Genomic DNA, 13400 nt, shown 5'->3' on the forward strand with positions numbered 1-13400 from the left:
TTACATCCGGATGGTGACGCCGAGCCCGGCTCGGAAGAGCATGTGGCTCGAGGAAGGCAGCTCCGCCACGGTGGAGTCCGGCTCGAAGAGGAACTCGCTTCCGCGCTCGCCGAAGGGCATCTCGAGGTACGCCTGCACGTTCACGTCGCGCAGCACGCCGATACCGCCATCCACGCGTGCCAGGTAGGAGCGATCGCTCAGGTTGGACATCACGCTGAGTCCGATGCCGGGCTCGGCCTGGCTGCGGCGATCCACGCGCACCTGGATCAGCCCGTAGGTGCGGCCGAAGAAGAGCGGGCGGTAGTCCCCCGTGGAGTGCACCCAGGTGAGCAGGGGGCGGTCCTCGTACCCGAGCGCGTTGTAGAAGCCCTCCAGCCGGACGTTGGCTCGGTACACGTCTCCGAGCCGGAAGGTGGTCTCCACGCCGCCGCTGGCCAGCAGCTGCGGTCCCAGATAGGGGCGCTCGGAGATGCCCGCCCCGGTGAGCTGCCAGGTGCGTGCGAGGCTGTCGCGCACCAGGGCCACCTCGGTGTTGAAGTCCAGCGGGCCCACTCCCACGGACCAGCCCAGGCCGTAGCGGGGCCGGCGCCCCTGCTGGAACGCCGCGGTGAGGCTCAGCTCGCTCGGCCCGAGTGTCACCTCGGCCCTCACCGCTCCTCCGTAGCGCAGCCGCTGGGAGGCGGGTCCCTTCAGGTCCGCCGTGGCGATCAACCACAGGTTCGAGGCCATGGCCTCCCAGGGGATGTTCACCTTCAGCATGTCGACGCCCGTGCGCAGATCCAACGCATCGAGCGGCCGCGGATTGGGCTCCTGGAGGAAGTCGGTGGGGTTCCACACCTTGTTGCTGCCCCACCGGAGCTGCTGGCGGCCGATGGTGAAGAACACGCGCTTGCCCAGGCCGAACCGGAACCAGAACTGATCCAGGGTGACCTGGGGCGTGGACAGCACTGGATCCAGCGCATCGTAGAGGAGCCGCCCTCGCACGAAGCCCCGCAGCTCGTCCGAGGGCTGGATGTCGATGAAGACATCCGCGAGCGAGGGGAGCACGGGCTGCATCGTCCGTCCCTCGCTCCCCTGGAAGCCGAGGAACTCGGCACGTTGGTAGTAGAGGCCTCCCAGGGTGAGCAGATCCCGCTCCCGTTGTCCCTCCGCGGTTCGCGAGGGGACCGCGTCGAAGATGGGCACCTGAGCGGGGGCGGGCGTGGCCTGCTCCGGTGTCTCGGCGCTCTCGTCGGCGGGGGTGATGGTGGCCGGCTGCATCCACTCATCCAGTGGTGAGGCGCTGACTGGTGGTGCGGAGACCGCTCCGGGTGCTTCCACCGGAGCGGTGTCTGGCCCCTCGTCGCGCCGTTCTGCCGCGGCGGCGAGGTCCGGACAGAGGAGCAGCAGCGCGGCTGCGATGGACAGTGGGGGCGGGCGGGGCATGGGGGGAAGCGAAGTGTATCGATTGCGGATGGTGCGGGAAAAGAGAGGGCCGGTTCACTCCCGTCCCCTGGACGCCACGTTCGCGGAGTGTTGGTCCGCGGCCTCGCACGAGCCTCAGTCGCGCGCGAAGTAGTTCGTCCCCTGGGCGTTGCGCTCCATCATCGCGGCCAGGGCGCCGGGCTGGCCCGGGAACGGCTCGCCGGACACCTGGAAGACGAACTGGTCGTAGTAGCGCGTCAGCTGCTGGCGCAGGCTGTCCGGGAGCCGCGTGGCGAGCCGCCGCGTCTCGTCCTGGTGCGCCGCGTGCCGGGGCTCCTCCGCCTCCCGCGCCCCGCCGGACTCCGGTGCGCCGGCCGCCTCCGCCGCGACGAGCACGCTCCTCACGTAGTGGGCCCGGGCCTCCGCCCGTTGCGCGGCCGTGGCGTCCTGGAACAGCCGGAGCGCCTTCGTCACGTTCTCCTGCAGCGCGATGATCTCCTCCAGCGGCGCGGGGAACACCCAGTTGTTGATCATCACGTTGAAGCCGTACGACTCCACGTGGTGCCACCACATGGGGGGCAGGAAGAGCACCTCGCCGGGCTCGAGCACCGCCACCCGGGCCTCCTTCATCGCCTGCTCGAAGAGCGGGAAGCGCTCGAGGTCCGGCTCCAGCATCCTCACGCGGCTCGCCTGGGCGTAGTTGAGCATGCGATCGAAAGGTGCGTGGTACATGGAGGGCATCAACTCGGGCGCGAACACCGTCACCCGCTTCGTCCCCTCGAGCATGCAGATGAAGTTGAGGAAGTCGTCGTAGTGCAGGTTGACCACCTGCCCGTCGGAGCCGGCCCACAGCATCGGGCGCGCCTGCTCCTCGGAGAGCAGTGGCAGCACCCCCGGCCCGAGCGATTCCCAGAGGGGAGTCCCCGGGTCGAGGAACATGGCCTGCAGGTACACGTAGCTGTCGGACTCGCCGTTGAGGCTGCGCAGCAACTGGCTCGCGAACGTGTCGAAGGGCACCCGCGGCTGCGGTGGGCCGTACGTCGTGCTCCGCGCCTCGCTGTCCTGGAAGTGGTAGTGCCCTCCCGTGCCCCGGGGCAGTGTGCTGTAGCGCACCGGCTCGGCTCCGTGCAGCGAGCCCAGGAACTCCAGCTTCTGTCCGGCCGTGGCGCGCGCCCTCAGCTCCTTCAGCAGCTTCCAGTCCTCCATGCAGCCCGTCAGCACCACCGGCTCCTGGCTGTGGTGGGCCCAGAACTCCCCGGGCTCAGGCCGGTGCAGGCGGCGGATGGGGCGGGCCTCGAAGGGCAGCGGGCGCAGGCTCATGAGATTTCCACTTTAATAGAAGGGTTCACCCCGGCCGTACGTTGACAGAGGTCCTCTTTCGCTGGAATATCAGAACTTGGGAGTTATCCCCGCTTCTAGCCAGCATTATCAACCCCCCGTGCAGGAGGCCCCCCATGGCATCGGAAGAGATCAGCGCGTCGCCCGTTGCATCCGTCACCGCCGAGCAGGCCCCGTCTTCCGAGGCCATGAGCGCCGCGGCGCCTGAGAAGCTGGATGAGCTCGAGGAGATCAACTTCCTGCTCGAGGAGATCGAGAGCAAGATCGCTCCCCTCGCGCTGGCCTGAGCCGGGAAGCCGTCATGGAAGCGGGCGTGCGCTCCTATGAAGAGGCCTTCTCCCCCTACTGGTACCCCGTCGCGTTCTCGCACGAGCTGAAGGAGCGTCCGCTCGCGGCGCGCCTGTTGGGACGGGAGCTGGTGGTGTGGCGGGTGGGCTCTGGCGTGGCCGCCACGCAGCGCTACTGCGCCCACCGGGGCGCGGACCTGTGCGCTGGTGAGGTGTCCGCCGAGGGCCTGCGGTGTGCCTTCCATGGCTGGACGTACGGGCAGGATGGGCGCTGTGTGCGGGTGCCTTCCCAGCCCGGTGCGCCCATTCCCGCCCGCGCGGCGCTCGCGTCCTTCCGGGCCGTGGAGCGCTATGGCCTGGTGTGGATCTGTCTGGATGCGAGCTCCCAGGAGGCGCTGCCGGAGTGGCCAGAGCTGGAGAGCGGCAAGGTGGCCACCGTCGCGCTCCCGCGGCTGGACTGGGAGGTGTCCGCGGGCCGGCTGATGGAGATCATCCTGGACGTCACCCACCTGTCCTGGGTGCACAAGGGGACCTTCGGTAACCCGGAGCAGCAGGAGGTGCTGTCCTACGAGGTGGCGCGGCTGCCCGGTGGCCTGCGGACGCAGATCACCTATCCCGCGCTCTCTCCGGCCCTCGAGGGGGCGCCGCCGCGGGTGGACAAGACCACGCTCACCTATGACGTGACGCTTCCCTTCGCCGTGCGCCTGTCCTTCAAGCCCACCCTGTTCTTCCAACACACGGTGTACGCCATCGCCTCGCCCTGGTCCGAGGAGAAGGCGCAGTGCTTCTATTTTTCCTCCTACCACCCGGCCATCAAGCAGTTCCCAGACATCTTCGTGAAGTCCGAGCTGGCCATCCTCGAGCAGGATCGCCTCATCGCCGAGGGCCAGCGCCCCAAGGCCCACCCGCTGGACTTCTCCGGCGAGGTCCACGTGAAGGCGGATCGCCTCCCCATCGAGTACCGACGGGGAGTGATCGCGTTGCGCACGGGCCGTCCAGTTGACGGGCCTCCTCCGGAATGAGCCCTCGAAGCTCCTCGGGGGGGTTCTTGGTTTTGCAATTGAACGCTTGTTAGAGTCCCCGAGCGCCCCGTTGTCGTCGCTCCCCCCACCTGCCCGTCGCCCCCCGGCGAGAGGCGCAGGACCCAAGTCCCACATGAAACCGTTCTCGAAGATTCTTCTGCTCCCCCTCGTGGTGTTCGTCGCGGGCTGTAACATCTTCAACGTCGAGGACAACGAGGGCACGCGTGGTCGCGGCGCGAAGGCGTTCGACCCGTACTCGAGCTCCGCCTCCGGGGCCATCTCCTTGTCGCTGCTGGCCTTCAACGGCTGCGCCATCCTGCCCAACGGCGAGCCGGTGACGCGCGGCGATCTGAGTCGGGCCGTCTTCAACTACCCGGACCAGTGCCAGTTCCTCAACGACGGCTACTTCGGGCTCGGTCCCGCCCGGCCGCCCACGGCCCGGCTCACCGTCGTTCGCGACACGCTCTACTTCCTGCGAGAGCTGTCCATGACGGACGCGCTCATCAACAGCGACCACATGGACTTCGCGGACAAGCAGGCGCCCGCCACGTGGATGCGCAAGCACTCGCGCTTCAAGAGCCTGGACTGGAGTGGCCTGACGGTGGGCCGCGAGAACTGGAAGAGCCTGGGCTTTGGCAGCTTCCAGCGGGAGGTCTTCTACGAGAACGCCGCGTGGATGCTCTCCAATGACGACACCCTGACGGTGGACGTGCTCGACTCGTCGGGAGTCATTCGCGCCACGCAGACCTACAGCCGCCAGGACTTCCTCGCCGAGAGCCCCAGCACCGGCCGCACCCGCGCGAGCTGGATGGCGACCGGCGTAGGCGCCCCGCGTTTCCCCGGGGACACGGTGCCCCAGCCGGGCTCGTTCAACCCGCCCGTGTACCACACGGGGGTGAAGGTCTCCTTCGCCAACTCCACCAACCCCTTCAAGACCTTCCGCATGCCGGACGTGGCCGGCGAGGGCGTCATCCGCGTCACCTGGAGCCTGATGCCCGAGGAGCCCTTCCTCTTCCCGGTCACCTTCGTGCGCGAGGCAGAGCGCGAGACCTCCTGCTACAAGCTGGGCGCCGACGGCCTGGCCACCAACGAGAAGGTGGCTTGCGGCTTCGGCCTCGAGCAGGCCGTCCACCTCAACAAGCCGCAGAACGGCAAGTACTTCATGCCGGGCGATACGTTGGATCTGCTCGTGTCGCTGCAGGACGGGGATGGCAATGCCCTGCACCCGCAGAATCTGCTGCCGAGCTGGAACGACTTCATGGGCGGGCAGTCCAACGGCATCGGCTACTTCAATGACAAGATGCTGCTCGTCTTCCGGGACACGAGCAGCACCGAGTCCGGTTTCAAGGTGGTGGGGCCGCTGCAGGACCTGAAGACGGTGTACGGCACCTACGCGCTGCCCTACTTCTCCTACCCGGTGTCGGGTGAGCCTCAGTTCTACGTGGCCCCCGGCATGCCGGATGCCTTCCCCGGGTACGCGGCCGCCAAGCAGCCCACGCGCTACTCGGTGAAGCTGTCGGATGATGCGAAGCCGGGCACCTACCTCATCATGCTCAAGGGGCACCGGGCCGTGGACGGCGAGCGCCTCAACCGGCTCGACTCCTTCTTCTTCCAGGTCGGCCAGGAGAAGCCCACCACCTATCCGGGGCAGATCGGCAACTGCCAGACCTGCCACAACGGGGTGAACTCGCTGGACAACCTCCACCACGGCCTGTCGGTGGACAACGTGGAGGCCTGCAAGACGTGCCACTTCGAGCCGCAGGTGGGCCACGTCTCCGACTTCATCCACCGCATGCACATGAACTCGCGCAAGTACAAGCAGAACAAGTCGGACTGCACCTTCTGCCACCTGACGCGGGAGAGCGCCGTGCGGCCGAGCCTCGTCGCCTGCAATAGCTGCCACATCAGCTCGCACGGCACGGAGTACTTCGCGGAGCAGTTCGAGGACTTGCAGAACACGCCCAACGCCTACGGCAATTGCGCCAACGCCTGCCACGGCGTGACCCCGCCGGCCGGCCACATCCTCCCCACCAGGTGAGATTCGAGAGGACCGCCATGAGAGCTTCGTCCATCATCTCCAGTGTCATGCTCGCGGCCGCCCTGACGGGGTGCTCCGGCGAGCTTCCGACCCAGCCCGGGACGTCCACCCCCTACACGGATCTGCCGCCCGTGAAGACCACCGTGTCGGGCATCATCTTCGACCCGGAGGCCTTCCACTTCGCCGCGGCCACCTTCCCGCCGGGAGACCCCTCGGACCCCACCGCGCCTCCTCCTCCGCCGCGCATGCTCGTCCTCGGGATTCCGTACATGATGCGCGCGACGCCCGTGGGGGCGCAGGTGAGCGTGATGAACGGCGGCACCGTGGCCGACTCCAGCAGCGACACTGTCACCCCGGGCGCCACGTGGCAGTTGGCGCAGGGCGTGCCGAGGGACGAGTCCATCACCTATGCCATCCGGGCCGAGGCGTCCCAGAACGGCATCGTCATCGGCGCCGCGGAGGCCTTCCCCGCGCCCGACTTCGAGCCCATGCCCCAGGCGAGGTACCACCCCACCACCTCGCTGAGCCCCCTGCGTACGCTCAACACCTCCTGCGTCTCGCAGATAGCGATGGTGGTGGGCGAGGCCGGGGCCCTGTCCGCTCTGGCCACCCACACGGGCAACTCCATCAATCAGCTTCTGACGGGGGGCGTGGCGCTCGTTTGGGTGCTCTCCCCCGGCTTCTTCTTCGACTTCGAGAACAACCCGCTGGGCGGGGTGGAGATGACGAAGGAGGCGGGCCCAGGCACGGTGTACGCGCTGGACTGGGCGAAGCCGGGCACCGTCGCGGGCCAGTCGCCCATGGGCTTCTACGTCTCGTCCGAGCCGGTCAGCCCCCTGGGCTACTACGCCGTCGTGGTCCCGCCGGGCGCCACGGATCCGGTGGCGCTGGGCTTCAAGGACACCGTGAACACCCCCGAGGGTGAGCAGCCCGGGGAGTTCGGTCCGCGGCCCTTCCCCCTGGCCCCCGCCTCCATTCAGGTGGGCCCGGGCGTGTCCGTGATGCGCACGTCTGCCTTCCCCTCGCTCTCCTTCCCTCCGCCTCCTCCGGACGAGGAGTACGTGCCGGGCACGGACATGAGCTTCCTGTGCCGTTAGGCCGGACGCTGGTGCGGCCCGCTCCGGGGTGAGCGGGCGTCAGCGCCAGGGCCGGAAGTCGAGCCGCCGGAAGCGCACGGCCGGCTGTCCGAAGGAGACGGGCAGCGGGCCGTGAGCCAGCTTGCGGCAGCCGCGAGTGGCGAACAGGTTCTGCGAGTCCGCGCCCACCGCGTCGATGCTCGCGAGGGCCTCCAGGCCGTTGCCGCTGAGGATGCCCGGCGACACCATTCGTCCCGGGCGGCCGTCGCGGATCTCCTGTGCCTCGATGACGTAGAAGCTGAAGTCGCCCGACAGCAGGTTCATGTGGCGCGGCAGCAGGTGGCGCACCAGCAGCCCGTGGGGAATGCCGGCGAGCAGGCTCTCCAGATTGCCCTGGTGCGGCTCCACGCGCGTGTGGGCCATGCGGGGCAGGGGCGGGTGCTTGAAGCCCACGCGTCGGCCGTGCCCGTTGGGGGCGTGGCCCAGGACCCGGGCGCTGCATCCATCCAGCAGCGGCGAGCCGATGACGCCGGCCTGGAGGAGGTGCACGGGCCTCGCGGGGTTGCCCTCGTCATCCCAGCCATAGGCGAGCGCCCCGTGCCCATCGGTGGGATCGTCGGAGATGGAGACGAAGGGCTCGGCCACCCGCTGGCCCAGGCGGCGGGCCAGGTAGGAGCCGCCCCGGGCGACGACGTCTCCCTCGAGAGGGTGGCCGCAGACCTCGTGGAAGAAGCAGCCAGAGGCCGAGCCAGGGGGGAACACCACGGGGAGCTCACCCGTGGGACAGGGGACGAGGGGGGCGCACTCGTGGAGCTGCCGCACCATCCGCTCCACCAGGGACTCCAGCTCTGGCAGGGCCGCGCGGAGCCGCTCGCCATCCGGGTAGGCCGCGCAGCGCCACAGCTCCTCCGTCCCCGTGGGGGTGGCGCCATGGACCTTCAGCTCGATGAGGGCATAGCGCCTGCGATCGGAGACCTGGCGGTCCTCGCTGGCGAAGAGGGTGCTCTGGTCCACCTCGCGCAGCAGCACGTCCAGTTGCACCGCGCCTGCCTCTCGCGCCCGCTCCACCAGGCGCCGCACGCCGTCCTCCAGGGCCCCGGTGCCTTCCACCAGCGCCGGGCCGGGGGCGAACAGCGCACGTGCTCCGTCCGCCACCTCCGCGGGCAGCGCGCCGGCTGGGAGCGAGTCTCGGGTTACCTCCGTCCACACCTGCTCCACCCCTCCGCGCCGCTCCCGGCGGGCCGCGTAGCCTCGCTCGAGCAGGGGCGGCTGGACGCGCAGCCCCGAGGGCTGGTGGATGAGCTCCCTCACCTCGCGCCGCTCCACGAACCAGTCGGACACCCCGCGCACCTCCTCCCTCCCTTTTAATCCTCCTTACCCATTTTTCTGAGGTCCGAAGGAGCTGGCCCAGGCTGCGGGTGAGAAGCTCGTGGGCTCACGGCGAGAGAACTACCCAACACCGGCAGCGCGACGCGGGGCTGGGGTAACTTGGCCGCCCGGGGTGCGGCATCTGCTACGGTGAACCGGAGAGGTTCACCACCCTGGCACTACTACCAACGTCCCGTCCGCTCCTCGTTCTTCTCGCTTTGTCCCTTGCGCCTCCCTCGGTGGCTCAGACTCAGCCCCCGGCTCGCGAGCGCCAGGAGCGGCAGGTTGTCCTCCCCAGCAATCCCAATGAATCGGCACCAGAGGCGCGGGTGGCGGCCGGCGTCGCCACCTACCTTCGCTTCGACGCCCCCATCGACAAGGCTTCCTTGGAACTCGAGGGCCGACCGGCTCGCTTCCGGTGGGTAGAGGCGGGGGAGCGCCTCGTGGCGGTGGAGCCCTCTGTCGACCTGGGGGCCGAGGAGAAGCTGGTGGTGCGGGTGCGCTACAAGGACGGTGCCTCCCCGGCAGTTGCCACGCTCGTGCTCGTCTCCCACCCCACGCTGGTGGACAAGGAGGTGGAGGTGGTGCGCCGCCCGCGTACCCTCGAGGCTCTGGAAGCGGCGCTGGCGGAGAAGGAGGCGGAGCTCGCGGCGCTGAGGGCCCAGTACGGAGCGGGCGGCCCTGCCGGGCTCGTGTTTTCGGGCCGAATCGACAGGAATGGAGTGGTAGCCCGGAGCACCGAGGATGTGCCCGGCATCCAAGGAGGGCTGAAGGTGGTGAGAGGCATGGGGTACCGCGCTGGCTCCTGGGCTCTCGCCGTCGTCCGTGTGCGGAACCTCCCGGGGCAGAAACCCTGGGCGCCAGGCTCCGCGAGACTCACCCGAGCGGATGGCACCCCCGTGAAGGTGCTCTCCGTGGAGATGGACAAGGCTCAGCTCGCACCCGGTGAGGAGGGGCTCGTGGCGGTAGAGCCAGAGGTGCCCTACTGGAAGGCGGGCCAGGTCTTCCGCGTCGAAGTGTTGGACAAGAGCGGTGTCAGGCGCGTCCCCATCCTCAATGTGGAACTCTAGGAGGGCCAGCCCATGACGGAAGCCCTGCACCCGGACCACCTCCAAAGCGGCGACACGGTGGGGCCCTGGCACATTGTCCAGGTGCTGGGCCGTGGAGGCTCCTCCCGCGTCTTCAAGGTGGAGCGCGACGGCCATCCCTACTCCATGAAGATGGCGCTGCTCCCCCTCACCCAATCCAAGGAGGAGCTCACGGAAGAGCAGTACGTGGAGGAGAAGAGCGCTTATCGGCGGCTGGCGCACGAGGCCGCGGCTCTCTTCACCTACGCCTCTCACCCCAACCTGCTGCGCGTGTACGCGGTGGACTTCTGGCCCAACCCCACCAAGGGCTACGCCTTCATCATCACCGACTTCGTGGACGGGGACACCTGGCACCAGTGGCGCTGGCGCAAGCCTCCTCACGCCACCGCGCTGGTGGACACCTTCTCCGGCGTAGTGCGCACCGTGGGTGTGCTGCACGCACGCGGTGTGTACCACCGGGACTTGAAGGCAGAGAACATCCTCATCCGACGGGAGGACGGCAGGCCCTTCCTCATCGACTTCGGCACCGTGCGCCTGCCGGGAGCCCTGACGAAGACACTGGGCCTGCCCGAAGGCGTCCTGCACCTGTTGCCGCCCGAGCTCCTGGCCTACACGCGCACGGAGGCGTGGAAGCGGGGAGAGCCCTTCCAGGGTGGCGTGACCACGGATTTGTACGCACTGGGGGTGTTGCTCTACCAGGGGCTCACCGACCTCCACCCCTTCAACCCGGAGCTGCCCGACAAGGAACTGCTGGCCGCCATCGCCTCGGTGCCCCCAACCGCGCCCCATGTCCTCAACCCCCTGGCTCCGCGCTCCCTCAGCGACATCGCCATGAAGCTGCTGGAGAAGCGGCCCGAGGACCGGTACCCCGACACCCAGGCGCTGCTCGAGGCGCTGGAGAAGGCCGCCGAGAAGGAGAGGCAGTCCCCCGCATGGAGGACGCCGCTCTTTGCCGTTGAGGGCAGTCCGGCGGGGCCATCACCCCAGGAGGTGGTGGTACAGCCGGCCCAGCCGCCGGAATCGGTACGCGAGGCTCCGGAAGAAGCTCAGCCGCCCAAGAAGGAAGAGAGCCATGCGGAGGTGCATCAGGAGGCGCCCGCTGCCTCTGTCCGCCCGCTCCGCGCGAGGTGGCCTCTGGTCCTGCTCGCGAGCCTGACCGTGCTCGGCCTTGCCTTGTGGCTAGTGCACTCCACACTTGCGCCCCCACCCGAGGCGCTGCTGCCTGGGGCTGGCCCCGAGAAAGGAAGCCCACCCGTGTCCACCACTCCCTCCACCCCCTCGAGGTTCCTCGCTGCATGGCTGTGCGCCGTCGCCGGCATCGGCTGCCCCGCCGCCCAGGTGAAGCCCCCGGCGCCCGCCGACTGCCCCAAGGAGGCGACCGAGGCCATGTTCCAGGAGTTGAAGCTTCGGCCGGGTCTCGATAGCGATCTTCTAGCCGTCGTGGACATCAACCAGCCCAGCGATGTGAGCGAGCCGGGCGTCTACACGGATGGCCCTGTCATCGGACGCATCACGGAGGGAGACGGCAACATGCCCGAGGGGACGCTGCTGCACGGTCGTCTCTGGACGGGGCCCGGAATTTACGACCTCGAGGCGAACGTGCCGCGCGCGGCCATCATGGGACGCTACACCCTGGCCGTGCTGCCCGATGGGCGGAAGCTCCCCGTGTGCATCGTGCTGGGCAACCCGGACGGGCGCGTGCCCAAGCGGGAGGACTCCAAGGAGGGGGCTGCCTTGTTTAGCCGCGAGGCGCCGGTGAGCGCCGTCTGGGACTGGCCGTGAGGAATGGCTTCTCGGCGCTGCCTGGTCAGAGATCGACCGACTCAGTAGGTGGGCAAAAGTTCCTTTGCAAAAAGGAACGAAGCCAGAAGTGGTGGGAGAGAACGCCCGTCTTGCGCAGCGCCTGCCGCGGCGAGGGGCCCAGGGGCAGAAGGGTTTGACGATTCCGTGGCGCGCGCAATACACCGGGGCTCATGCCAAGGCTCGCGCTCCTGGTGGCCGTGCTCAACCTGATGGGCTACCTCATCGCCATGCGATTCATCCCCTGGATGGGACTGTCCCATCCACGAGGGGGAGTCTTCAGTTTCGCGGCATACCTGGCGCTGGCCCTGCTGATGATCCGGGTGCCGAACCATATCGAGAGCGACGCCACGGAGCGCATCGGGGCCAGATGGGGAGGTTGGATCATGCTCTTCATGCCTCCGCTCTGGTGGGTGATCTCGGCAAACGCCTGAGCGGAAAGGATTTTGTCGGAGGCGGAGGTGAACCCGGGTTGAACCCCCTGTCCACACCGGGGGGCCACGGGTTGGAGAACGGGCCCGGGCACCCTCACCCCGCCCCTCTCCCGAGGGGAGAGGGATGCTTGTCGGTCACTTCCCCGTAGGGAGCAGCATCCTCGTGGGATGGGGCATGATGGCGCTGTCATGGCGAGCGGCGAGCACGAGAGGCCGGTGAGCGCGGGAGCGCCAGAAGAAGGCGCCTGCGCGGGGATGGACCTGGGCCTGCTTGCCGGGGAGGCCCGGGCGCGGATGGAGGCGTTCACGCGCGGCCAGGTGCCCACCAGGGCCGAGCTCTTCCTCACTGCGAGCCGCCGGTTGTCGCTGGAGTACGAGGTGGGCCCGGGGCGCTTCTCGCTCTCGCGCGGGGAGTCCGTGTCGGCGGCGGCGCGAGTGTGGCGGGAGGAGGGCACCGGCTTCGCGGCGCTGAGCGTAGGTGGAGCCGAGGACCTCGAGCGCGTGCTGAACGTGGCCTCGGAGCGGGTGCGGCCGGATGCTCGCGCTCCGCTTCCTGCTCTGCCGGCACCGGGTGTGTCGCCGCCAGGGCTCCCGGAGCTGTCGGGTGAGCGGGCCCGGGAGCTGGCGGAGCACGTTGCCCGGACGGTGCTCCCGCCCGGTGTCGTCGTGCAGGCGGCGGTGCTCACGTGCACGGCGAGCGCTTCCCTGCTGGTGCGCGGCGAGGGTGTCCTCCAGGGGAGCCTGGACGCGCGGCAAGAGGCCATCGTGCGTTGCGAGACGTCGCGCGGGGCCGTCGTGGATGGGGTGGCCGGGCCGCTGGGCGAGGCGTGGAACCTGGAGCCCCTACGGGCGCGGCTGGCGGAGGCGGTGGAGACGCTGGAGGGGCCCGCGGAGGCGGCGGATCCGGGCCTGCCGCTCATTCTCCGGCCCGCGGTCGCGGCCCCGCTCGTCGCGGCGCTGGCGTGGATGCTGCGGGGAGATGTGGCGGTGGCGACTCCCGCCCTGGCGCGCGCGGTGGGCAAGAAGCTCTTCCCCTCGGTGCTGTCGGTGGTGGATGAGCCGCTCCATCCGCTTGGCGTGTGGCGGCGGAGCGTGGATGACGAGGGGGCCCCCGCGCGGGCGCTGCGGCTCGTCGACGAGGGCCGCTTCCAGGGGTTCCTCCACTCGGCGGCCACGGCGGCCCGGCTCGGGGTGGAGCCCAATGGCCGGGGCCTGCGTGCCGAGGGCTCGCCCCCCACGCCCTCCGCGCTCAACCTCTTCGTGGTTCCTCGGGGGGACGCGCTCCCGGAGCACTACACGGAGCTGGTGGCGCGCGTGGAGACGTTCACCACGATGCCGCGCCCCGGAGTGGTGTCCCTGATGGCCGGGGGATGGGAGGTGCGCGAGGGCCGGCGCGTGAAGCGGCTCGCCCCGGTGGAGCTTCGCCTGCCAGTGCTGGAGACGTTGCGTGCGCTGCGCGGCGTGGGGGAGGACCTGGCGTTCTTCCCCACCGCCGACGGCTGTGGCACTCCGACGCTCATCCTCCCGCCGCTGCTGGGGGGATGA

The 13400-nt window shown here is 69.3% G+C and carries 11 protein-coding genes; 8 read left to right on the top strand and 3 right to left on the bottom strand.

Annotated elements, in window-relative coordinates:
• Entirely contained in the window at positions 1-1260 is a 1260-nt protein-coding gene (locus tag OV287_RS13620; RefSeq protein WP_267534456.1) for a hypothetical protein, read from the bottom strand.
• A gap of 279 nt (positions 1261-1539) precedes the next feature.
• Positions 1540-2724: a cupin-like domain-containing protein gene (locus OV287_RS13625; protein WP_267534457.1), complete on the bottom strand. Its 1185-nt coding sequence runs from the start codon at positions 2722-2724 to the stop codon at positions 1540-1542.
• 134 nt (positions 2725-2858) lie between these two features.
• On the opposite strand from OV287_RS13625, the gene OV287_RS13630 reads away from it, so the two are divergent.
• The 4 genes from OV287_RS13630 (at position 2859) to OV287_RS13645 (ending at position 7186) form a co-directional block, all read left to right on the top strand.
• On the top strand, positions 2859-3029 hold the full coding sequence (locus OV287_RS13630) for a Xan family putative trans-acting RiPP leader peptide (RefSeq protein ID WP_267534458.1): 171 nt from the start codon (positions 2859-2861) through the stop codon (positions 3027-3029).
• Positions 3030-3043: 14 nt separating this feature from the next.
• Positions 3044-4051 carry a Rieske 2Fe-2S domain-containing protein gene (locus OV287_RS13635; protein ID WP_267534459.1) on the top strand — a complete coding sequence of 336 codons (1008 nt, stop codon included), beginning with the start codon at positions 3044-3046 and terminating at the stop codon, positions 4049-4051.
• Positions 4052-4184: 133 nt separating this feature from the next.
• Positions 4185-6089 (top strand): hypothetical protein, encoded by a 1905-nt coding sequence (locus OV287_RS13640; protein ID WP_267534460.1) that lies wholly within the window; start codon positions 4185-4187, stop codon positions 6087-6089.
• A gap of 17 nt (positions 6090-6106) precedes the next feature.
• Entirely contained in the window at positions 6107-7186 is a 1080-nt protein-coding gene (locus tag OV287_RS13645; RefSeq protein WP_267534461.1) for a hypothetical protein, read from the top strand.
• A gap of 39 nt (positions 7187-7225) precedes the next feature.
• Here the strand turns inward: OV287_RS13645 and OV287_RS13650 are convergent, their stop codons facing one another.
• Positions 7226-8506: a TldD/PmbA family protein gene (locus OV287_RS13650; protein ID WP_267534462.1), complete on the bottom strand. Its 1281-nt coding sequence runs from the start codon at positions 8504-8506 to the stop codon at positions 7226-7228.
• A gap of 245 nt (positions 8507-8751) precedes the next feature.
• Between OV287_RS13650 and OV287_RS13655 the strand changes: the two genes are divergently transcribed.
• The 4 genes from OV287_RS13655 to OV287_RS13670 all read left to right on the top strand — a co-directional run bounded on the left by OV287_RS13655 (position 8752) and on the right by OV287_RS13670 (position 13400).
• Entirely contained in the window at positions 8752-9603 is an 852-nt protein-coding gene (locus OV287_RS13655) for a DUF2381 family protein (protein WP_267534463.1), read from the top strand.
• Between the two features lie 12 nt (positions 9604-9615).
• Positions 9616-11403: a serine/threonine protein kinase gene (locus OV287_RS13660; protein ID WP_267534464.1), complete on the top strand. Its 1788-nt coding sequence runs from the start codon at positions 9616-9618 to the stop codon at positions 11401-11403.
• 191 nt (positions 11404-11594) lie between these two features.
• Positions 11595-11855: a hypothetical protein gene (locus OV287_RS13665; protein ID WP_267534465.1), complete on the top strand. Its 261-nt coding sequence runs from the start codon at positions 11595-11597 to the stop codon at positions 11853-11855.
• Between the two features lie 189 nt (positions 11856-12044).
• Entirely contained in the window at positions 12045-13400 is a 1356-nt protein-coding gene (locus tag OV287_RS13670; protein WP_267534466.1) for a metallopeptidase TldD-related protein, read from the top strand.

It is taken from the genome of Archangium lansingense, assembly GCF_026626635.1.
GTDB classification, from domain to species: Bacteria; Myxococcota; Myxococcia; order Myxococcales; family Myxococcaceae; genus Archangium; species Archangium lansingense.